At 72.7% G+C, this 21,083-nt stretch carries 17 protein-coding genes; 10 read left to right on the forward strand and 7 right to left on the reverse strand.

The genetic code is table 11. The features are described 5' to 3' along the window. Nucleotides 1–67 precede the first annotated feature (67 nt). Nucleotides 68–1,213 carry a succinyldiaminopimelate transaminase gene (dapC, locus tag AB0D08_RS12790; protein WP_359888315.1) on the reverse strand — a complete coding sequence of 382 codons (1,146 nt, stop codon included), beginning with the start codon at nt 1,211–1,213 and terminating at the stop codon, nt 68–70. 17 nt (nt 1,214–1,230) lie between these two features. Then, nucleotides 1,231–1,557 carry a ferredoxin gene (fdxA, locus tag AB0D08_RS12795; RefSeq protein ID WP_033820761.1) on the reverse strand — a complete coding sequence of 109 codons (327 nt, stop codon included), beginning with the start codon at nt 1,555–1,557 and terminating at the stop codon, nt 1,231–1,233. A 128-nt stretch (nt 1,558–1,685) separates the two neighbouring features. Here fdxA and AB0D08_RS12800 point away from each other — a divergent pair, with 128 nt between their 5' ends. Both AB0D08_RS12800 and AB0D08_RS12805 read left to right on the forward strand, forming a co-directional pair. Next, nucleotides 1,686–2,711: a GNAT family N-acetyltransferase gene (locus AB0D08_RS12800; RefSeq protein ID WP_033820762.1), complete on the forward strand. Its 1,026-nt coding sequence runs from the start codon at nt 1,686–1,688 to the stop codon at nt 2,709–2,711. Between the two features lie 37 nt (nt 2,712–2,748). Further along, complete coding sequence (locus tag AB0D08_RS12805; RefSeq protein WP_033820763.1) at nt 2,749–3,627, forward strand: transglutaminase-like domain-containing protein; 879 nt, start codon at nt 2,749–2,751, stop codon at nt 3,625–3,627. A gap of 36 nt (nt 3,628–3,663) precedes the next feature. On the opposite strand, the gene AB0D08_RS12810 is transcribed toward AB0D08_RS12805, so the two are convergent. From AB0D08_RS12810 to AB0D08_RS12830, 5 genes are all read right to left on the reverse strand, one after another. Then, a complete protein-coding gene (locus AB0D08_RS12810; protein ID WP_033820764.1) occupies nt 3,664–4,269 on the reverse strand; it encodes a response regulator transcription factor in 606 nt (201 codons plus the stop codon). After that, nucleotides 4,266–5,522: a histidine kinase gene (locus AB0D08_RS12815; RefSeq protein ID WP_158515510.1), complete on the reverse strand. Its 1,257-nt coding sequence runs from the start codon at nt 5,520–5,522 to the stop codon at nt 4,266–4,268. Before AB0D08_RS12815 ends, AB0D08_RS12810 begins: the two co-directional genes overlap by 4 nt. 8 nt (nt 5,523–5,530) lie before the next feature. Then, the gene (locus AB0D08_RS12820; RefSeq protein WP_033820765.1) at nt 5,531–6,253 is read right to left on the reverse strand and encodes an ABC transporter permease; all 723 of its coding nucleotides are present in this window, start codon (nt 6,251–6,253) and stop codon (nt 5,531–5,533) included. Further along, nucleotides 6,250–7,221 (reverse strand): ABC transporter ATP-binding protein, encoded by a 972-nt coding sequence (locus tag AB0D08_RS12825; RefSeq protein ID WP_359888320.1) that lies wholly within the window; start codon nt 7,219–7,221, stop codon nt 6,250–6,252. The genes AB0D08_RS12820 and AB0D08_RS12825 overlap by 4 nt, the downstream gene beginning before the upstream one ends. A 156-nt stretch (nt 7,222–7,377) precedes the next feature. Continuing rightward, the gene (locus AB0D08_RS12830) at nt 7,378–9,498 is read right to left on the reverse strand and encodes an alpha/beta fold hydrolase (protein WP_359888323.1); all 2,121 of its coding nucleotides are present in this window, start codon (nt 9,496–9,498) and stop codon (nt 7,378–7,380) included. A gap of 303 nt (nt 9,499–9,801) precedes the next feature. On the opposite strand from AB0D08_RS12830, the gene AB0D08_RS12835 reads away from it, so the two are divergent. From AB0D08_RS12835 to AB0D08_RS12870, 8 genes are all read left to right on the forward strand, one after another. Continuing rightward, nucleotides 9,802–9,996, forward strand: coding sequence for a hypothetical protein (locus AB0D08_RS12835; RefSeq protein WP_033820767.1), 195 nt, complete (start codon nt 9,802–9,804; stop codon nt 9,994–9,996). A 28-nt stretch (nt 9,997–10,024) separates the two neighbouring features. Then, nucleotides 10,025–10,924 carry an N-acetyl-1-D-myo-inositol-2-amino-2-deoxy-alpha-D-glucopyranoside deacetylase gene (gene mshB / locus AB0D08_RS12840; protein ID WP_359888325.1) on the forward strand — a complete coding sequence of 300 codons (900 nt, stop codon included), beginning with the start codon at nt 10,025–10,027 and terminating at the stop codon, nt 10,922–10,924. After that, nucleotides 10,921–11,382, forward strand: coding sequence for a DUF6113 family protein (locus AB0D08_RS12845; protein WP_359888327.1), 462 nt, complete (start codon nt 10,921–10,923; stop codon nt 11,380–11,382). The genes mshB and AB0D08_RS12845 overlap by 4 nt, the downstream gene beginning before the upstream one ends. Before the next feature lie 300 nt (nt 11,383–11,682). Further along, a complete protein-coding gene (locus tag AB0D08_RS12850; protein WP_359888330.1) occupies nt 11,683–14,136 on the forward strand; it encodes a hypothetical protein in 2,454 nt (817 codons plus the stop codon). Between the two features lie 595 nt (nt 14,137–14,731). Beyond that, a complete protein-coding gene (locus AB0D08_RS12855) occupies nt 14,732–15,697 on the forward strand; it encodes an ABC transporter permease (protein ID WP_033826228.1) in 966 nt (321 codons plus the stop codon). 48 nt (nt 15,698–15,745) lie between these two features. Next, nucleotides 15,746–16,807 carry an ABC transporter permease gene (locus tag AB0D08_RS12860; RefSeq protein WP_082527300.1) on the forward strand — a complete coding sequence of 354 codons (1,062 nt, stop codon included), beginning with the start codon at nt 15,746–15,748 and terminating at the stop codon, nt 16,805–16,807. Nucleotides 16,808–16,872: 65 nt separating this feature from the next. Then, the gene (locus tag AB0D08_RS12865; protein ID WP_033826229.1) at nt 16,873–18,957 is read left to right on the forward strand and encodes an ABC transporter ATP-binding protein; all 2,085 of its coding nucleotides are present in this window, start codon (nt 16,873–16,875) and stop codon (nt 18,955–18,957) included. Between the two features lie 143 nt (nt 18,958–19,100). Continuing rightward, entirely contained in the window at nt 19,101–20,804 is a 1,704-nt protein-coding gene (locus AB0D08_RS12870) for an ABC transporter family substrate-binding protein (protein ID WP_051814476.1), read from the forward strand. Nucleotides 20,805–21,083 lie beyond the last annotated feature (279 nt).

The following is a 21,083-nucleotide window of genomic DNA, read 5'->3' on the forward strand; positions in this document are numbered from 1 at the left end:
TCTGCGGGGAGCCCTCGACGACCTGCCGGGTCGCCTCGATCCCGTCGGTCCCGGCGGTCCCGCGCCCTCAGGCGGTCAGCCGCTCCACCGCCGCGGCCACCCGCTCGTCGGTGGCGGTGAACGCCACCCGCACGAAGCGGTCCCCGGCCGGACCGTAGAAGTCGCCGGGCGCCACCAGGATGCCGAGCGCCGCCAGCTCCGCGACGCTCTCCCAGCACGGCCGGTCCTGGGTCGCCCACAGGTACAGGCTGGCCTCCGAGTGCTCGATCCGGAAGCCGTACGCCTCCAGTGCGGCCCGCAGCGCGGAGCGCCGGGCCGCGTAGCGGGCCCGCTGCTCGGCCACGTGCGCGTCGTCCGCCAGCGCGGCGACGGTGGCCGCCTGCACCGGGGCCGGCACGATCATGCCGCCGTGCTTGCGGATCTCCAGCAGCTCCTTGACCACCACCGGGTCACCGGCCACGAAGGAGGCCCGGTAGCCGGCCAGGTTGGACCGCTTGGACAGCGAGTGGACCACCAGCAGGCCCTCGTGGTCGTCGCCGCACACCTCGGGGTGCAGCACCGACACCGGCTCGGCCTCCCAGCCGAGCTCCAGGTAGCACTCGTCGCTGACCAGCAGCACCCGGTGCTCGCGCGCCCACGCCACGGCGTGGCGCAGCTCGGCGGCGGGCAGCACCCGGCCGGTCGGGTTGGACGGCGAGTTCAGCCACAGCAGCCGGACCCTGGCCGGGTCCAGCTCGTCGACCGACTCGTACGCCACCGGCTCGGCCCCGCACAGCCGGGCGCCGACCTCGTAGGTCGGGTAGGCCAGCCGCGGGTACGCCACCTGGTCGCCGGGGCCGAGGCCGAGCTGCCCGGGCAGCCAGGCCACCAGCTCCTTGGAGCCGATGGTCGGCAGGACCGCCTGCGGGCCGATCCTGGCGCCCAGCCGGCGGCCGAGCCAGCCGGCGATCGCCTCGCGCAGCTCCAGCGGTCCCCAGACGGTCGGGTAGCCGGGCGTGTCGGTGCTGGCGGCCAGCGCCTTCTGGATCAGCTCGGGGACCGGGTCCACCGGGGTGCCCACGGAGAAGTCGCACAGGCCGCCGGGGTGGGCGAGCGCCGTCTGCTTGTACGGCTCCAGCCGGTCCCAGGGGAAGACCGGCAGCAGGTCGGACACGCGGCGCGCCGCCCCCGGGTGGCCCGGGAGCGGCGCGCGCTTGCTGTTCTCGATGCTCACAGCTGTGCTGCCACCGATCAGTGCTCGGCGTTCTGCGGCGGCAGAGCGGCGATGAACGGGTGGTCAGAGTCGATCACACCGAGCTTCGAGGCCCCGCCCGGCGAGCCGAGGTCGTCGAAGAACTCGACGTTCGCCTTGTAGTAGTCCTTCCACTCCTCCGGAGTGTCGTCCTCGTAGAAGATCGCCTCGACCGGGCAGACCGGCTCGCACGCACCACAGTCGACACACTCATCCGGGTGGATGTAAAGAGAGCGCTTGCCCTCGTAGATGCAGTCAACCGGGCACTCTTCGATGCACGCCTTGTCCTTGACGTCGACACAAGGCTGCGCGATGACGTAGGTCACGCTGTCGTTCCTCCTCGGAAGGGCTGCCGCCCTACTGTTTACTCGGTCGCGCGGGTGAGCGCGGCGTCGTCGATGCCCGCACCTAGTATCGCGGGTCAGAGACCACAAATGCACAGGAGGTGCCCCTGATGACAGGTGGAATCCCGGCCACGGACCGTCCGGAGGTCCGGATAGACCGTTCTGACGTGGGCCGACGGGTGTCCGTCCGCCGCCTGTCGGAGCCGGTCGGCGGCCGTCCGGTGTTCCGCGATGTGATCGGGGTGCTCGAATCCTGGAACGATCATGGACTGACCGTGGTTCCGCGCAGCGGCGACCCGGTGGGCTTCCCGGAGGACCTGCTGGTCGCGGGCAGGACCGTGCCGCCGTTCCCGGCCCGCCGGACCCCGCTGCCCGAGGCCACGCCCGTCGAGCTGCAGCGGATCGCCGCGGCCGGCTGGCCCGCCGTCGAGCAGGAGGCGCTCGGGGAGTGGACGCTACGCGCGTCGGCCGGCTTCACCCGCCGGGCCAACTCGGTCCAGGCGCTCGGCGACCCGGGGCTGCCGCTGCCGGACGCCCTGGAGCGGGTGGGCGCCTGGTACGCCGCCCGCGGTCTGCCCGCGTACGTCGAGGTGGTCGACCCCGGTTCGCCGCCGGAGCTGGCGGCGGAACTCGGTCGTGCCGGCGCCGCACTGGCGGCCACCGAGGTCCGGGTCGCGCCGCTCGGTGAGCTGGCCCGCCTCGCCCGCGAGCCGCAGGCCGTCCGGCTGGCACGGACCGCCGATTCCGGCTGGATGTCGCTCTACCGGCGAGTGACGGCCGACCCCGCGGTGGAGCGTGCCGCCCGGCAGGTGATCCACGGCGGGCCGTCGGTCTGGTTCGCCACCGTCCCCGGCCCCGGGCCGGACGCGCCGCCGCTCGCCATCGGGCGGCTCGCCGTGGACGGCGACTGGGCCTGCTTCAGCGCGATCGAGGTCGCCCCCGACGCCCGCCGGCGCGGGCTGGCGACCACGGTGACCGGCGTACTCGCCGCCCGGGCCGCCGAGGAGGGCGCGCGCGGCGGCTACCTCCAGGTCGAGGCCGACAACCACGGCGCCCTGGCGCTCTACGACCGGCTGGGCTTCGCGACCAGTCACACTTACCACTACGCCCGCCTCTCCCCGCGGGGGCACAGCTGAGTTCCGCCCCGACCATCCCGTACCGACGAAGGCTGCTGTGACCGAGCAGAGCAGATCCCGCTTCCGTGCCGCGGCCAGGGCCGAGCACCCCGACCCGGTGCTGCTCTGCCTGCTGGCCGCCGCCGAGCACACCCTGGGCGACCTCGGCCGCCCCGACGGCCCCGAGGAACCGCCGACCCTGGACGAGCTGCTCTCGGCCTGCCACGCTGCGCTCGACCGGCACGCCGCGGCGATCCGCCGCGCCGTCGCCGAGCGCTGCCCCGGCGGGCCGGAGGAGACCGCGGCGCTGCTGGCCGCCGTCCTCGGCGGGCGCGAGCGCTTCCACGGACGGCAGGCGGACTACCGGCGGCTGGAGTCCTCGCTGCTGCCGGACGTGCTGCGGCGCCGGCGCGGACTGCCGATCATGCTGTCGCTGGTCTGGACGGCGGTCGCCGACCGGGCCGGCCTCACCGTCCACGGGATCGCCCTGCCGGGGCACTTCATCGTCGCGGTGGGCGGTCCGGGCGGCGGCGACGACTTCGTCCTGGCCGATCCGTTCCACGGCGGGCGGCTGCTCGACCTGGCCGACGCGGCCAAGCTGGTGCACGCCGCCGGCCAGCGGTTCAGCACCGAACTGCTCACCCCGGCCCAGCCGTTGGACCTGGTGCTGCGGGTACTCGGGAACATCCGCAGCTGGGCCGCGGAGCGTCCCGAGCACGCCCGTACCCAGCTGTGGGCCACCGAGCTCGCCCTGCTGCTCCCCCGGCACCCGGCCCAGCTGCGCCTGGAACGCGCCGAACTCCTGGTCCGCACCGGCGACTTCCTGGCCGGCGCGGGTGAGATGGACGCCTACGCGCAGATCCTGGACGCCTTCGACCCGGACGCCGCCGCCCGGGCCCGCCAGGAGGCCAGGTCGGCCCGGCACCGGCTCAACTGACCTGCGGGAGAAGGGCTTCCGGGTCAGCGGAAGCGGTCAGAGCCAGCCCTTCTCACGGGCGACCCGGACCGCCTCGGTGCGGTTGCGGGCGGCGGTCTTCTGGATCGCCATCGACAGGTAGTTGCGCACGGTGCCCTCCGACAGGTGCAGCCGCCTGGCGATGTCCGCGTTGACCGAGCCGTCGGCGGCCGCCGCCAGCACGTCGCGCTCGCGCCCGGTCAGCGGGTTGGCGCCCTCGGCCAGCGCGGCCGCGGCCAGCGTCGGGTCGATCACCCGCTCGCCGCGCAGCACCCGGCGGATCGCCTCGGCCAGTTCGGCCGCGGGCGCGTCCTTGACCAGGAAGGCGTCCGCGCCGGACTCCATCGCGCGGCGCAGGTAGCCCGGCCGGCCGAAGGTGGTGGCGATCACGATCTTGGTGGCGGGCCGCTGCCGGCGCAGCTCGGCGGCGGCCTCGATGCCGGTCATCCCGGGCATCTCGATGTCGAGCACGGCCACCTCGACCTCGTGCGCGACGGCCGCGGCCACCACCTCGTCGCCGCGGGACACCTGGGCGACCACGTCGATGTCACCCTCGAGCCCGAGCAGCGCGGCGAGCGCCTCCCGGACCATCCCCTGATCCTCCGCCAGCAGAACTCTGATCATTTCGGCAGACTATCGGCCGTGCCCGCCGCCACGGTGCGCAACGGCACCAGCGCCCGCAGCCTGAATCCCCTGCCCCGCTCCCCGGCACCGCTCTCCAGCCGGCCGCCGACCAGCTGCAGCCGCTCGCCGAGCCCCGAAAGCCCGTTCCCGGGACCGGACTTGCCGGGACCGCGGCCGTCGTCGGTGATCTCCAGGACGACGAAGCGCTCGCCGTCCCCCTCCCACACCTCGTCCAGCGTCACGGTGCAGCGGCTCGCCCCGGCGCCGTGCCGGACGATGTTGGTCACCGACTCGCGCAGCGCCCAGGCCAGTGCCCCCGCCTCCTCGGCGCCCAGCGCCGGATGGCCCTCGGCCACCGCCGGGGCCGCCTCCAGGGTGATCTGCGAGGTCGCCAGCGCCGTCCGGGCGGCGGCCAGTTCGACCGCCAGGGTGGGCCGCCGGAAACCGCTGACCGCCTCCCGGACGTCGATCAGCGACTGCCGGGCGACCTTCTCGATGTCGGCGACCTGGGTCCGCGCCTCCTCCTGCTTGTCCTGGTCCATGAAGCGGCCCGCCAGCTCGCTCTTGATGGTGATCAGCGAGAGCGAGTGCCCGAGCAGGTCGTGCAGGTCACGGGCGAGCCGCAGCCGCTCCTCGGAGGCCGCCAGATGGGCCACGGTCGCCCGCGCCTCCCGCAGCTCCTTCATCGTGGACACCAGCCGCTGCAGGCCGGTCATCGCCAGACCGCTGAGGAAGCAGGGCAGCAGGATCGCAAACAGGGTGTCGCCGTCGGCGTGCGTCAGCAGCGCGATCACCAGCGCCAGCACGGTCACGCCGGCCACCCCGCGCAGCGCCAGCGGGGTCGGCAGCACGACCGCCACGCACACCGAGGCGTACGTGAACAGCGTCAGCCACGCCTGCCCCAGCGTGATCGAGGTCACCACCGCGATCACCAGCATCGCCGCGACCACCCCGTACTTGCCGGACCACTCGTCGGGCTTGGTGGTGCGGATCGCCACCAGCGCCAGGTACGAGGTGACGAAGGCCGCCAGCGCCACCGAGCCGGCCACCACGGCCGCGGTGCCGTGGCCGCCCCGGACGAGGTCCTGGACCGGGTAGACCAGGTAGACCATCCACAGCGACATCCAGCTGAGCTTGACCACCAGCTGGCGCCGGCCGTCCACCGGCGCCCCGGGCATGGTCGCGAACGCACCGCCGCCCCGCCCCTCCTCCCCGTGCTCGACGGGACGGTGGGACGGGATCGGCTTCGGCATGGTGGCCATCATGCCGCCTTGCTGTCCCTGCGGTACAGGACGGCCGCGGCGGCCACGAACACCACCAGGAACCCGGCCAGCCCCGCCACCGCCCCGGTGTCCAGCGACTGCCCGGGCCGGGTGAAGCCCGCCAGCTGGTTGTACAGGTACACCGGGTTGAACCGGGCGAAGGCCTTCAGCGAGTCGGAGACCGGGAACCAGGTGCCGCCGAACAGCGCCATCAGCATGTAGACGATCATCACCGCCGGCTGCACCGCGTCCGGCTCGGCCGCGTACCCGAGCGCCACGCCCAGCGCCGCGAAGACGAAGCTGCCGAGCCACAGCGCCAGCGCCAGCCCCAGCCACTGGGCGGCCGGCAGCCGGACGCCCTCGACCGCGCCGATCGCGAAGACCACCGCGATGGCCGGCAGCGTGGTCACCGCGCAGGAGGCGATCTTGCCCAGGGTGTACGCCCGCCCGGGCAGCGCGGTCAGCCGCAGCTGGCGGACCCAGCCGCTCTTGCGCTCCAGCGAGATCCGCTGGGCGGAGCCGGTCAGAACCGCGCCGACCGCGCCGAAGGTGGCCATCGAGACCATGAAGTACGACTTCGCCGGGACCCCGCCCGCCACCGTGCCGCCGCTGTAGGCGCTGATGAAGAAGACGTACAGCAGCGCCGGGTAGAGCAGCGTGAACATCAGGTACCGCTTGTTGCGCAGGGTGCGCAGGATCTCCAGCCGGATCAGGGTGGTCATCGCGCGCTCTCCTTCGCGAACTCGCTGCGCCCGGCGGCGTCGTGCTCGCCGGTGATGGTCAGGAAGGCCTGCTCCAGGCCCAGGCCGGTGACCTCCAGGCCGCGCGGGTACAGCCCCGCCCGGTAGAGGGCGGCGACGTCGGCGTCCGCGTCGGTGGAGCGGATCCGCACCGTCCGCACGCCGTCCGGCCGGCCGGTGACGTCCAGGCCCACGGTGCCCGGCAGGGAGCGCAGCAGGCGCTCCTCGACCGGGCCGTCCGAGGGGTGCAGCTCGAACGCGATCCGGCGGGCGCCCGCCTTGGCCTTGATCTCGGCGGAGGTGCCGTCTGCGATCAGCCGCCCCTTGTGCAGCACCAGCACCCGGTCGGCGATGGAGTCCGCCTCCTCCAGGTAGTGGGTGGCGAACAGCACCGTGCGCCCGGCGTCCGCCTGGGCCCGCATGGTGGCCCAGAAGGCCTGCCGCACCGAGACGTCCATCCCGGTGGTGGGCTCGTCCAGCACGATCAGGTCGTTGGCCCCGGCCACCGCCAGCGCGAACCGGACCCGCTGTTCCTGGCCGCCGGAGAGCCGGTCGACCCGGCGGCCGGCCAGTTCGGTGATGCCCGCATCGGCCAGCACCTGCTCCGGGCGGTGGCCGCGCGGGTGGATCGCGCAGGCGAAGGCCACCAGCTCGGCCACCTTGACGTCGTTCATCAGCCCGCCGCTCTGCAGCATCGCGCCGACCCGGCCGGCCTCGATCGCGGCCCGCGGCGGACCGCCGAACAGCTCGACGCTGCCCCGGTCGGGCTCGCGCAGCCCGAGCAGCAGGTCGAGGCTGCTGGACTTGCCCGCCCCGTTCGGGCCGAGCAGCGCGACCGTCTCGCCGGGCCGCAGCACCAGGTCGAGCCCGCTGACCGCGTCGACCGTGCCGTAGCTCTTGCTGACGCCCCGGAAGGCGGCCACCTCGTCCGTGCCTGTCCTCGTCCTCATCCCACCCGCGTCCTCTCCACCGTGCTTGCGACCACTCCAGGGTCCCCGGCGGGGCGGGTGGCCCGGCAGTGTCCGCGCTCGTGCGTGCGGCATGACGGATGTCACGGGTACGGCCGGGACCCGGGCGGGTCCCGGCCGTGGGAGGGCGGCGGCCGGTCAGCCGGCCAGCGCGCTCCTGAGGAAGTCCACCTGGAGCAGCAGCAGGTTCTCGGCGACCTGCTCCTGCGGCGTCATGTGGGTGACCCCGGACAGCGGCAGCACGGTGTGCTGGCGCCCGGCGGCCAGCAGCGCCGAGGAGAGCCGCAGGGTGTGCGCGGCCACCACGTTGTCGTCGGCCAGGCCGTGCACGAGCATCAGCGGGCGCTCCAGCTTCGCCGCGTCCTCGATCAGCGAGTTGGACCGGTACACCTCGGGCCGCTCGCCCGGGTGGCCGAGGTAGCGCTCGGTGTAGTGGGTGTCGTACAGCTCCCAGTCCGTCACCGGCGCGCCCGAGACGGCCGCGTGGAAGACGTCGGGACGGCGCAGTACCGCCAGCGCCGCCAGGTAGCCGCCGTACGACCAGCCGCGGATCGCCACCCGCCCGAGGTCGAGCGGGAACTCCTCGGCCAGCGCCTGCACCGCCGCCACCTGGTCGTCCAGGGTGACGGTGGCGACGTCGAAGGCGATCGCCTTCTCCCAGGCGGGGCTGCGCCCGGGGGTGCCGCGCCCGTCGGCGACCACCACGGCGAAGCCCTGGTCGGCGAACCACTGCGAGGTCAGGTGCGGGTTGTGCGCCCGGACCACCCGCTGGCCGTGCGGGCCGCCGTACGGGTCCATCAGGACCGGCAGCGGACCGTCGCGTCCGGCGTCGTAGCCGGTGGGCAGGAACACCGCCGCCGGGATCCGCCGCTCGCCCGCGAAGCGGAACAGCGGCCGCGCGGTGAGCAGCGGCGTCTCGGCGTACGAGGCGATGGTGGCGAGCTCGGTGTCGCCGCGCAGCACCCGGACGGTGGTGCCGGGGCGCTCGGTGGAGGCGGTGGCGAGCACGGTCACGCCGCCGGCGTGCACGGCGCTGGCCGCGCCGTCGGCGCCCGCGACGAGCGGGCGCACGCCGTCGGCGCCGGCCCGGAACAGGCCCTGCCAGCCGGGCGGCAGCTCCTGGTCGGCGGCCCCGGCCGAGGCGCTGAACAGCACCGACTCCTCGGTGACCGAGACGACCGAGCGCAGGTGCAGCGCGGCGTCGGTGACCGGCTGGTCGCCGACCAGCAGCGCCCGAACGCCGTCCTGGTCGGCGATCCGCACCAGCCGGCCGTCCGGGGTCCAGGCGGGGACGCCGGGGAACAGGTCGAGCCAGACCTCGTCCTGCTCCGCGACCAGCAGCTCGGTGGCGCCGGTCGCGGGGTCCACCGTGCGGATCTGCTGGCTGCGCTGGTCCCGGGCCTGGACCAGGAGCAGCGGCGGGCTGCCGGCCGACCAGTGCACCCGGGCGAGGTACGGGAAGGCCTCGCGGTCCCAGCCCACCTCGGTGCGGGTGCCGTCCAGGCCGACCAGCCAGAGGGTGACCTCGGCGTTGGCGGTGCCGGCGGCGGGGTACGCGACCTCGGCGGGGGTGCTGGCGGGGTTGGCCGGGTCGGCGATCCACCAGCGCTGGACGGGCGCGTCGTCGGCCCGGGCGACCAGCAGCCGGTCGCTGCCCGGGGACCACCAGAAGCCGCGGTCGCGGTCCATCTCCTCCTGCGCGATGAACTCGGCCTGGCCCCAGGTCACACCGGGCCGCTCGGGGGTGGCCAGCGCCCGGTCGCCGCTGCCGTCGGTCCGGGTGATCCGCAGCTCGCCTGCGGTGTTGGCGTACGCGACGTGGCTGCCGTCCGGCGCGGGGCGGGGGTCGAGCAGCGGGCCCGCGGCGGGCAGTTCGCGGGCGGTGCCGGCCGCCAGGTCGGCGGCGAACAGCCGTCCGGAGAGCGCGAAGGCGGCGAGCGCGGCGGCGCCGTCCAGGGCGTAGCCGACGATTCCGGCCGAGCCCTCGCGGCTGCGCTCGCGGCGGGCCTTCTCGGCGGCCGAGAGGTGCTCCTCGCCGCCGCCGAGCAGCGCGGCCGGGTCGGCCGCAACCCGCTCCTCACCGGTGGCGGTGTCCAGCGTCCAGAGCAGGTTGGCCCGGCCGGAGCCGGGGCCGGACCGGAGGAAGGCGACCCGGGAACCGTCGGGTGCGACGGTGAAGGAGCGGGGCGCGCCGACGGTGTAGCGCAGGGTGCGCGCGTACTGCCGGGGGAAGGTGTCCGCGGGGTTCTCGGTGGTCATGGCACCAGACCCTATGCGGTACGTCCCCGGTGATCACTCGTTCGGAGCAGCGCGCCGAAACCTCGGCGGGAGGGTGCCCGGCCCCGGTGCCACCGGGCCGAACGCCCCGCCCGGGCGGCTCCGCCACGCCCGGCGCGCCTCACGGAGCGTGATGCGGCACTCACCGATCGGGTATGAGTTGTCCCATCGGCCCGGAGCCGGAACGTCCCGTTCCTCCCGGCACCGGGCCGGACGCAGGTCCCCGCAGGTCCCGACCGCCGCCCCGCCCGCGGGCGGCGCACCCGAGAAGGGGTGTGAGCCGCAATGGCTTTGTCCATCTCCGCCGCCGTCCTGATGCTCGTCATCGTCTGGCTGTTGATCCGCCGGTCCGGTCTGAAGCTCGCGCACGCGATCATCTGCTCGCTGCTCGGCTTCTACCTCGCGTCCAGCTCGATCGCGCCTTCGATCCAGCAGGTGACCAGCAACGTCGCAGGGATGATCAATGACCTGAAACTCTGACCCCGCCCCGCTCGATAGGCTGCCGGGCATGACCGCTGCCGACGACCAGCCGCTCCGGCGCCTGCTGCTGGTGCACGCCCACCCCGACGACGAGTCGATCGTCTCGGGTGCCACCATGGCGCGCTACGCCGCCGAGGGTGCCCGCGTCACGCTGGTGACCTGCACCCTCGGCGAGGGCGGTGAGGTGATCGGGCCCGAGCTGGCCCACCTCACCGCCGACCGGGACGACTCCCTCGGCGAGTACCGGATCGGGGAGCTGGCCGCGGCGATGGCCGAGCTCGGCGTCACCGACTTCCGCTTCCTCGGCGGCCCGGGCCGCTACCGCGACTCCGGGATGATGGGGGTCGCCGAGAACGACGTCCCCGGCTGCTTCTGGCGGGCCGAGGTCGACGAGGCCGCCGGCCGGCTGGCCGCGGTGGTCCGCGAGGTCCGCCCGCAGGTGCTGGTCACCTACGACGAGAACGGCGGCTACGGCCACCCGGACCACATCCAGGCCCACCGGGTCGCGCTGCGCGCCCACGAGCTGGCGGCCGACCCGGAGTTCCGGCCCGGGCTCGGCCCGGCCTGGCGGATCGCCAAGGTCTACTACTGCCGGATGCCCCGCTCGGTGATCGAGCAGGGCCTGCGGGAGACCGCCGCCAAGGCGCCCTTCCCCGGGGTCGCCGAGCCCGCGGACGTCCCGGGCGTGGTGGACGACGCGGTGGTGACCACCGTGCTGGACGGGACGGCGTACGCGGGCGCGAAGGCCGCCGCGATGCGGGCGCACGCCACGCAGATCACCGTCGACGGCCCGTTCTTCGCCCTCAGCAACGGCCTCGGCCAGCCGCTGATCGCGACCGAGTACTACCAGCTGGCGCGCGGTGAGGCCGGGCCGGGCCGGCCCGAGACCGACCTGTTCGCCGGCCTCGACCTGGAGGAGCTGCGGTGATCAGGCGTTTCGTACGGGCCCTGCTCGGGAGCCGGGCCGAGCGGCTGGCCGAGCCGCAGCCGCCGCGGGGCGGACGGATCGCCCTCTACCTGCTGTTCTTCGTCCTGGGCGCCCTGGTGTCGCTGTGCGGAGCATTTGTGCAGGCATTGTGGGCGCCCGCCGGGCTGCTGCTGGCGCTGGCCGGCACCTTCGCGGTCTTCTACGCGGGCCTGCGGGTGACCGGGACGAAGCTGGGCGCGGGCATCCCGCTGGCGGGCTGGTTCGCGGTGCTGCTGGTCCTGATGACTCCCCGCCCGGAGGGGGATCTGGTCATCTCCACCGCGGTGACCTCCTATCTCTACCTGTTCTTCGGCTCGGTCGGCGGTGTGGTCTGCGCGACCCTGCCGACCTCGTCGGGGTACGGCTTCGGGGTGCCCCCGGTGGAGCGGCGACAGCCGGTCAGAACGCCCCGGCCGTAGTCCCATACCGGAGCATTCGGGCGTATCGGGTTCATTCCGATCCAGGTCGCCGGGGATCGCTTCCCAGTAAGGTGGTGCCGCACGGCGGCCCCGGTGGCCTCGGGAGCAGGGCGGAAAGGTACCTTCGAGCTCATTCCTGCGGTGGCCGAGCGCCGCTGCCGCAGCCAACACGTGAAGAAGCTGGTGTCGGAGGGGTCACTCCACTCCATCGCGCGGCGGCAGTCGCCGTTCGGCAGGGCGGACACCCCACAACCCGCGATCGGCGCCCCGGCCCGAGCGCGAACCCGGAGCAGAGCAGCATTGAGCAGCCGCGAATCTGACAGCGCCAACCCGCAGCCCCGTCGCCCGGGCCCGGACGCCTACCCGTCGGGCACCCCGCCGTACGGCGTCGGGGTTCCCGGCGGCTTCGGTGCCGACCAGTTCGGTCCGCCCGGGCGGAGCGCCGCCGCGGCCGAGGTCCCGGCCGACGACGACGTTCCGAAGACCGAGACCACGCTGACCACCCGGGTGCGGATCAACATCCCCGGTTCCCGGCCGATCCCCCCGGTCGTGGTGCGCTCGCCCATGAAGAACGAGGACTCCCCTGCCGAGCCGCCCGCGGGCCCGCCCGGGCCCCGGCACCGCTCCGACGCGGGCGGATCGCCGGTGCTCGGTGTGATGGACCAGGGCGCCCGGTCCGCTCCCCCGGCCAACCTGCCGCCCGAGTGGCAGGACGACCCGCAGGCCCCTGCCGCGGCCGCTCCGGCCCCCGCCCCGGCGGCCAGCGAGTCCGAGTCGACCGGTGAGTGGTTCAGGCCCCGGCAGAAGGGCCGTCAGGAGCCCGCCACGCCGGTGCCGGCGGGTGCGGGTGCGCCCGCCCAGGCCGCGGGCCGTCCGCAGGCCGGTGCCGCGCCGGGTGCGCGCCCGGCGCCCGCGCCGGCTCAGGAGTCCGCTCCGCGGCCGACCGGTACCCCGGCCTCGCCGTTCGCCGCCGCCCGGCCGGCCCCCGGCCCGCAGGAACCGTTCGCCGCCGGCCCGGGCCGGGCCGCGCCCCACGGCAACGACCCCTACGGCAACGACCCGTTCGCGGCCCCTTCGTTCCCGGAGCCCGCGGCCGAGGCGCCGGCCGCGCCCGCCGACCCGTTCGCCCCGGCGGACCGGTTCGGCACCGCCGGCGGCGCCCGGCGGGGACCGTTCCCCGGACCCGATCAGGGCGGGCCGCGGGCCGCGCAGGGCCGGCCCGGGCAGCCGCCCCAGGGCGGGCAGCCCCGTCCCGGCGCGGAGCACGAGGACACCCAGATCGGTGGTTTCGAGCCGTTCCGGGACGAGCCGCAGGCCGCCGGCATACCGGGCCCGCCGGCCGCCGAGCGCCCCGGCGCGGCCCGCCCCGCCGACCCGTTCGCCCCGTCCGACCCCTTCGGGCCCACCGACCCGTTCGCGCCGTCGGACCCGTTCGCCCCCGCGGACCCGTTCGCGACCCAGCGTCCGGGCCTGCTGCCCTCGGACGCCCGGCGCCCCGGTCCGGGCCGGCCGAACCAGGCCCAGCAGAACGGCGCCCAGCCGTTCCCCGGCCGGCCGGACACCGGTCTGCCGCAGGACCCCGCGGGCGGTGCCCGCACCGCCGACGGCCAGCAGCCGAGCGGCCGCTTCGCCGATGTGCCGTTCGAGCCCGCCAAGCCGTTCCCCGGCTCGCCCCGGGCGGCCTCGCCGGCCGGTGCCCAGCGCCCGCCGGCGCCGGGCGCGGCCCGTCCGCAGTTCGACCCCGAGGCGGGCGGCGCCGCCGAGGGCGCGGCCGAGCAGCCGGCGCCCGCCGCGGCGAAGCCCGCCAAGGCCCGTGGCAAGGGCGGCAAGCTCGCCGTGTACGCGGTGGGCGGTCTGCTGTTCGCCGGCGCCGCGGCGTACGGCACCGGCCTGATGATGAACCAGGCGGACATCCCCGAGGGCACCACGGTGCTCGGCACCGACATCGGCGGCGACACCCGTGACCAGGCGGTGAGCGCCCTGGACGGGGCGATCGGCGCCACCGCGCAGCGGCCGATCCAGCTGAAGGTCGGCGGCCAGGGCGTCACCCTCGACCCCGCCAGCGCCGGGCTGAGCTTCGACTCCACCGCGACGGTGGACGCGCTCACCAAGCACAGTTACAACCCGGTCGTGGTGATCGGGTCACTGGCGGGCGGCAGCAAGGCCGTCGCGCCGGAGGTCAAGGTCGACCGGGCCAAGCTCAAGGCGGCGCTGGACGGTCTGGCCTCCTCGTCCGGGCAGGGCCTGCAGGAGGGCTTCGTCCGCTTCACCGAGGCCGGGCAGACCGAGGTGGTGCCGGGCAAGGCCGGGCAGACGCTGAACGCCTCCGGCGCGGTGGACCAGGTCGAGCAGGCCTTCCGCAACCGGGCGGCCGGTCAGCCGGACGGCGAGATCAGCCTGGACCTGACGGCCGCTCAGCCGAAGGTCGGTCAGGACGCCCTGCAGGCGGCCGCGGACAGCCTCGGCAAGCAGGTGCTGGCCGGACAGATCACGGTCTCCGCCGGGGCCAGGAAGTGGGACTTCGGCAAGGTCACCGCGTCGAAGGCGCTCACCCTGGCGCCGGACGACACGGGCAAGATCGTGCCCAAGTGGGACCTGGACAAGCTGAACGCCGCGGTCGGCTCGGCGTTCGCCAACACCAAGATCCGCAAGAACGGCGCCCTGGTGGCGATCACCCCGCAGGACGTCGCCGACGCGATCACCGCCACGCTCGACAAGACGGGCAAGGACCGGGTCTTCAAGTTCACCGTCTGACCCGACGTCACTCCCCCGCGAGGGCCGGGACCGAGCCATCGGTCCCGGCCCTCGTGCCTTGGGTGCCACGCCTTTCGACCACCGACGTCCGGATATCGGACATATGGCTGTGAGTTCAAGCCATTGTTGTGGCCGGTGGGAACACGAGAGGTTCAATCGTCAATCAAGCCGCTCACCAGCGGTCCTTTGTTGGCGAATCCTCGCCATTGGCGGTATATAACCGGACATAAGCGCTCAAGTGTTGCGCGCCAGTGGAACCGCACGTTCCGGGGCGGTGCAGACCTGGAAAACCCCTTGTGGCCTGCGGGTCATGCCGAAGAACCCATGGTCAAAACCGGTCCCCACCTCAAGGATTGGATCCGGCGTTACCAATCTTTGATCCAGCGCCGGTCGACAAGTCTTCACCAGGTCAGCAAGATGTGGCAGCGAGCCGTTCCACAGCGGCGACCGACTTTCTGACCAAACGTCCGACATTCGAGACGCCCCAAGGCACTCTGTGCAGAGGCCGCCATCCTCACGGATCGCGCAGACGGGGGCCTTGTTCCGTCGGTGAGCGCGGGTCCGCACGAGGGAGAGAACCACCTTGGGTCGCTATATGCTTCGCAAGCTGGCCAATTATCTGATTCTGGTCACGCTCGCGGCTTCTCTCTCCTATTTCATCGCGGGGCTCAGCCTGCACCCGCAGGCGAACTACGAGGGCCGCAACCCGCCACTGGCGAAGAGCACCATCAGCAAGACGCTCGACGACGTCAACATGAACCCTGACACCCCCATCGTCAGCCGGTTCGCGACCTGGGCCAACGGCGTCGTCCACGGCGACCTCGGCAAGTCGATCGACGGTTCGCCCGTCAACGACGAGGTCGGCCGCCGGATCGGCGTCTCCACCCGGCTGCTGCTGCTGGCCACCCTGATCGGCTCGGTCGGCGGTGTCGCGCTCGGCACGATCGGCGCGATCAAGCAGTACAAGTTCTTCGACCGGTTCACGACCCTGGCGTCGTTCTTCATCCTGGCGATGCCGGTCTTCGTGCTCGGTCTGTTCCTGAAGCTGCTGACCATGAAGTTCCTGGGCGCGGGCACCATCCACTTCACCGGCGAGACGGACGCGGAGTTCGCCGGCCGGTGGGACTTCGCCGCACTGGGCAACCGGGCCGAGCACATGCTGCTCCCCGGCCTGACCCTGATCCTCCTTCAGGTCGCCCTGTACAGCCGCTACCAGCGGAGCACCATGCTCGACGTGCTCGGCAGCGACTTCCTGCGCACCGCCCGGGCCAAGGGCCTCAAGCGGCGTGCGGCGCTGGTCAAGCACGGCCTGCGGACCGCGATCCTGCCGGTGGTCCCGCTGCTGGTGTTCAACATCGTGCTGCTGTTCATCGGCGCGACCTTCACCGAGAAGACCTTCGGCTGGCACGGCATGGGCGAGCTGCTGATCAACTCGATCACCCGCAACGACGTCAACACCACGTCGGCGGTCGCCCTGTTCACCGCCGGCCTGGTGCTGATCGCCGGTCTGCTGTCCGACCTGCTCTACGCGGCGCTCGATCCCCGGGTCCGAGTGCGCTGACGCACTCCCGTCCCGACCGAGCACCCGAACACCCGTAGAGGAGAGATCATGAGCGCCAACCAGCCCGCCCCGTCGAACACCTCCGCCGCCGGCGGCGAGGCGGTCGCCGCCCTGGCAACCGCCACGGCCGGCGCCCCGCAGCCCCCGGCCGCCGTCAGGAAGCGGACCAGCCGGGGCAAGCTGACCGCTCGCCGGTTCGCCCGCAACAAGCTCGCCCTGGTCGGCCTGGGCATCCTGGCCCTGCTGTTCCTGGCCGCGTACGTCGGCCCGTCGTTCACCAAGTACGACTACAAGTTCCACGACTACATGGCCTTCAACGCCCCGCCCGGCGGGGACCACTGGTGGGGCACCAACCAGGGCGGCCAGGACCTCTTCGCGCTGACCATGCGCGGTCTGCAGAAGTCCCTGGTGATCGGCCTGCTGGTGGGTGGCATCAGCACCCTGGTGGCCGGCTTCGTCGGCGCCTTCGCCGGCTACTACGGCCGCTGGGTGGACAAGGGCCTGACCTGGTTCGTCGACCTGCTGCTGGTGCTGCCGAGCTTCCTGATCATCGCCGTGCTGTCGCCGATCTTCCGCAACGCCAGCTGGCTGATCTTCGTGGTGCTGCTGGCGGCGTTCAGCTGGATGATCACCGCGCGGGTGGTCCGCAGCATGACGCTGACCCTGAAGGACCGTGAGTTCGTCAAGGCCGCCAAGTACATGGGCGTCCCCGGACCCGTGATCATCTTCCGGCACATCCTGCCGAACATGGCCTCCCTGCTGATCATCGACACGGTGATCCAGGTCGGCGCGGCGGTCATCGGCGAGAGCGGCCTGTCCTTCTTCGGCTTCGGCGTGCAGGCACCCGACGTCTCGCTCGGCACGATCATCGCCGACAACACCACCAACGCGCCCACCTTCCAGTGGCTGTTCTACTTCCCTGCCACCTGCCTGGTGCTGATCGGTGTCGCGGTGGCGTTCATCGGCGACGGCCTGCGGGACGCGTTCGACCCGAACTCCAGCGGTGCGAAGTCCAAGGGCCGCCGCCGCAAGGCCCTGGCCGAGCGCAACGAGGCCCACCGCAAGGCCACCGTGGCCGGCGGCTCCCGCGACGTGCTGGGCACGTCATGACCGGCGCGGCCGTCCCCTCGCAGCCCGCCGACAGCACCCCCCGAAGCAAGGAAGGACTCCGACCGGTGACCGACACCCGGCTGGACAAGTCGCAGCCCGTTCTCGAAGTGACGGACCTTGAGGTCTCCTTCCCCAGCGAGGCCGGCGAGGTGCGCGCGGTGCGCGGCGTCTCGTACGCCGTCCGCCCGGGCGAGGTGCTCGGCATCGTCGGCGAGTCCGGCTCCGGCAAGTCGGTCTCCTCGATGGCCGTGCTCGGCCTGCTGCCCGACTCCGCCGAGGTCTCCGGCTCGGTCAAGCTCGCCGGGCGCGAGCTGCTGGGGCTGTCGGACAACGAGCTGTCGAAGATCCGCGGCAAGGACATCGGCATGGTCTTCCAGGACCCGCTGTCCGCGCTCACGCCGGTCTACTCCGTCGGCGCCCAGATCGTCGAGGCGCTGCAGATCCACCAGGAGATGACCAAGGAGCAGGCCCGCACCCGGGCGATCGAGCTGCTCGACGTGGTCGGCATCCCGGACCCCCGCCGCCGGGTGGACAACTTCCCGCACGAGTTCTCCGGCGGTATGCGCCAGCGCGCGATGATCGCCATGGCGATCGCCAACGACCCCAAGGTGATCATCGCCGACGAGCCGACCACGGCGCTCGACGTGACCATCCAGGCCCAGGTGCTCGAGGTCCTGAAGAAGGCCCAGGACGTCACCGGCGCGGCGATCGTGATGATCACTCACGACCTCGGCGTGATCGCCGGCTTCGCCGACCGCGTCCAGGTGATGTACGCCGGCAAGCCGGTCGAGTCCGGCTCCGTCGACGAGGTGTACTACCACCCGCGGATGCCCTACACGATCGGCCTGCTCGGTTCGATCCCGCGCCTGGACAACACCGAGCGCCGGGCGCTGACGCCGATCGAGGGCACCCCGCCGTCGATGGTGGAGCTGCCGAAGGGCTGCCCGTTCGCCGCCCGCTGCCCGATCGCGATCGACCGCTGCCGCGAGGTGGAGCCGGTGCTCTCGGTCAAGGAGGGCAACACCCACCCGACCGCCTGCCACCGCAGCCACGAGCTGGCCGGCGCGCTGGACCCGGCCACCATCTACCCGGTGCCCGAGATCCCGGCCGCGGTCGAGCTGACGAGCGTGCCGCGCGAGCAGCGCGAGAAGGTGCTGGAGCTCGACAACCTGACCAAGCACTTCCCGCTCACCCAGGGCGCCGTGATCAAGCGCAAGGTCGGCGTGGTCAAGGCGGTGGACGGCATCACGCTGGACATCCGCGAGGGCGAGACGCTCGGTCTGGTCGGCGAGTCCGGCTGCGGCAAGACCACCACCCTGCTGGAGATCCTGGACCTGCCCAGCGGTCAGGCCGGCACCGTCACGGTGTTCGGCAAGGACGTGCGCGGCCTCGGCCGGGCCGACCGCAAGGCGCTGCGCCGGGACATGCAGATCGTCTTCCAGGACCCCATGGCGGCCCTGGACGCCCGGATGCCGATCGGCGACATCCTGGCCGAGCCGCTGAAGACACACAACTGGGACAAGGACCGGATCGCCGCCCGGGTGCCCGAGCTGCTGGAGATGGTCGGCCTCAACCCCGACCACGCCGACCGCTACCCGCAGGAGTTCTCCGGCGGCCAGCGCCAGCGCATCTCGATCGCCCGCGCCCTCGCCCTGGAGCCCAAGCTGGTCATCCTGGACGAGCCGGTCTCCGCGCTCGACGTCTCCATCCAGGCCGGCGTGCTCAACCTGCTCGACGAGCTCAAGGTGAAGCTCGGCCTGAGCTACCTGTTCGTCGCCCACGACCTCTCGGTGGTCCGGCACATCGCCGACCGGATCGCCGTGATGTACCTCGGCCGGATCGTCGAGCTCGGGGACTCCGCGTCGATCTTCGACGCACCGTCCCACCCCTATACCCAGGCCCTGCTGTCCGCCGTCCCGCTCCCGGACCCGCGCCGGGAGCGCGAGCGGACCAGGATCCTGCTCACCGGTGACCTGCCCAGCCCGGCCAACGTGCCGAGCGGATGCCGGTTCCGCAACCGCTGCCCGAAGTTCCTGACCCTCTCCGAGGGCGAGCAGCAGCGCTGCCACGACGAGGACCCCGCGAACAGCCGGCTGGCCGCCGACCACGTGGCCGCCTGCCACTTCGCGACGGCCCTCGAAGTGATCTGACACCCCCACGAAACAAAGCCGCGCCGCCCATCAGGCGCTTCCTGCCCCACCCGCAAGGCCGCATTGCCAACCCTCCAGCACCATCCGCTCCGGCGGCACCGCTGGGCTCCAATCACCCGTTCCGTAACCACAGGGGGATTCCCTTGAAGCACACCCGGATTCCGGTCGCGCTGGTCGCCACCATCGCCGCCGCCTCGCTCTCCCTCACCGCCTGCTCCAGCAGCAAGTCGGGCGGGGACGCCGCCGCGCCTGCCAAGTCCGAGGCCCCGAAGATGACCCAGCGGGCCATCAACGAGAAGGACCGCAGCGAGCTGAAGCAGGGCGGCACCCTCAACTGGGCGATCGACCAGCTCCCCAGCCAGTGGAGCCCGCTGGAGGCGGACGGCAACGAGGTCTCCACCACCGATGTCATGAAGGCGCTCATGCCGACCTTCTGGCGTTCGGACGCCGGTGGCACGCAGACCCCGAACAAGGACTACCTGCTCGACGCCAAGGCCGAGACCAAGGACGGCAAGCAGGTCGTCACCTGGACCCTCAACCCGAAGGCCAAGTGGAACGACGGCACGCCGATCACCTGGCAGGACATCGAGGCCAACTGGAAGTCCCAGAACGGCTCGAACGAGGCGTTCAAGGCCACCTCGACCACCGGTTTCGACCAGGTCGAGAGCGTCGTCAAGGGTGTTGACGACTACCAGGCCGTCATGACCTTCAAGACGCCGTTCTCCGAGTGGCAGGCGCTGTTCAACAACGCCGCCAACGCGCCGCTCTTCCCGGCCAAGTACGTCTCGACCCCGGACGCCTTCAACACCGCGTACGTGGACAAGATCCCGGTCTCGGCCGGCCCGTACAAGCTGGACAAGATCGACCAGACCGCCAAGACCGCCACCGTCGTGCCGGACCCCAACTGGTGGGGCCAGAAGCCGATGCTGGACAAGATCGTCTTCAAGGCCATGGAAACCAACACCATGCCGCAGGCGTTCCAGAACGGCGAGATCGACTTCTACAACAACGGCCCGGACGCCTCCGGCTTCAAGCAGATCCAGGCGACCGCGGACGGCGAGGTCCGTGAGGCCGGCGGCCCGAACTTCCGCCACTTCATGCTCAACGGCAAGTCGCCGATGCTGACCGACGTCAAGGTCCGCCAGGCCATCTTCAAGGCCATCGACCGCGACACCATCGCCAAGTCGGACCTGAACGGCCTCGGCTGGCCGGCCGTCGCGATGAACAACCACTTCCTGGTGCCGAACCAGAACGGTTACAAGGACAACTCGGACGGTCTGAGCAAGTTCGACCCCGAGGCCGCCAAGAAGATGCTGGACGAGGCGGGCTGGAAGCTCGAGGGCGACGTCCGCAAGAAGGACGGCAAGGAGCTCAACCTCAAGTTCGTCATCCCGGCCGGCGTGACCGTGGCGACCAACGAGGGCTCCATGCTCACCCAGATGCTGCAGCAGGTCGGCGTCAAGGTGACCATCTTCACCGCTCCGTCGAACGAGTTCTTCGACAAGTACATCTACAAGTTCGACTTCGACATGACGGCGTTCTCGCTGATCGGCACCCCGTTCCCGGCGAGCTCCTCGACCGCGAACTTCAAGACCGACGGTGGCGCCAACTACAGCCAGGTCGGCAGCCCCGAGCTGGACAAGGCGATGGCGGACGCGGCTTCGGCCCAGACCACCGACGCCGAGTTCGAGGCCATCAACAAGGCCGACGCGGAGGCCTGGAAGGTCGCCGGTCTGATCACCCTGTACCAGCGCCCCGCCATCTTCGGTGTGAAGAAGACGGTCGCCAACCTGGGTGCCCCGGGCCTGTCGGACTACATCTACGAGAACATCGGCTTCAGCAAGTGATGATCTCTCGGCACTGATCGGGCGCAGGCCGCCCGGCAACCGACGGGGCGGGCCCCGGGGAACACTCCCCGGGGCCCGCCCCGTTTCCCGCTCCCGGGCCGCCCCTGCGCGCCCCCGGCGGCTCCGCACCGCCCGCACCGCCCGCACAGGGCCACGCGGCCCGTACCCGGCCCGCCCGGCGACCGCACTCCCCCCAGGTGACCCCGCAGCCCCACCCGGCCCCGCACGGCCCCCCACGGCCCCGTCACCGCGCACGGCGACGGGCCCCGGGGAAGGTTC

It is taken from the genome of Kitasatospora sp. NPDC048540, from assembly GCF_040651175.1.
Lineage (GTDB): Bacteria > Actinomycetota > Actinomycetes > Streptomycetales > Streptomycetaceae > Kitasatospora.

Excerpts from the sequence above, each read along its gene's own strand:
- mshB (WP_359888325.1), top strand. The coding sequence starts at position 10,025 with ATGACCGCTGCCGACGACCAGCCGCTCCGGCGCCTGCTGCTGGTGCAC.
- AB0D08_RS12860 (WP_082527300.1), top strand. The coding sequence starts at position 15,746 with ATGAGCGCCAACCAGCCCGCCCCGTCGAACACCTCCGCCGCCGGCGGC.
- AB0D08_RS12825 (WP_359888320.1), bottom strand. The coding sequence starts at position 7,221 with ATGAGGACGAGGACAGGCACGGACGAGGTGGCCGCCTTCCGGGGCGTC.
- AB0D08_RS12830 (WP_359888323.1), bottom strand. The coding sequence starts at position 9,498 with ATGACCACCGAGAACCCCGCGGACACCTTCCCCCGGCAGTACGCGCGC.
- AB0D08_RS12815 (WP_158515510.1), bottom strand. The coding sequence starts at position 5,522 with ATGCCGAAGCCGATCCCGTCCCACCGTCCCGTCGAGCACGGGGAGGAG.
- AB0D08_RS12810 (WP_033820764.1), bottom strand. The coding sequence starts at position 4,269 with ATGATCAGAGTTCTGCTGGCGGAGGATCAGGGGATGGTCCGGGAGGCG.
- AB0D08_RS12800 (WP_033820762.1), top strand. The coding sequence starts at position 1,686 with ATGACAGGTGGAATCCCGGCCACGGACCGTCCGGAGGTCCGGATAGAC.
- AB0D08_RS12855 (WP_033826228.1), top strand. The coding sequence starts at position 14,732 with ATGCTTCGCAAGCTGGCCAATTATCTGATTCTGGTCACGCTCGCGGCT.
- AB0D08_RS12835 (WP_033820767.1), top strand. The coding sequence starts at position 9,802 with ATGGCTTTGTCCATCTCCGCCGCCGTCCTGATGCTCGTCATCGTCTGG.
- AB0D08_RS12820 (WP_033820765.1), bottom strand. The coding sequence starts at position 6,253 with ATGACCACCCTGATCCGGCTGGAGATCCTGCGCACCCTGCGCAACAAG.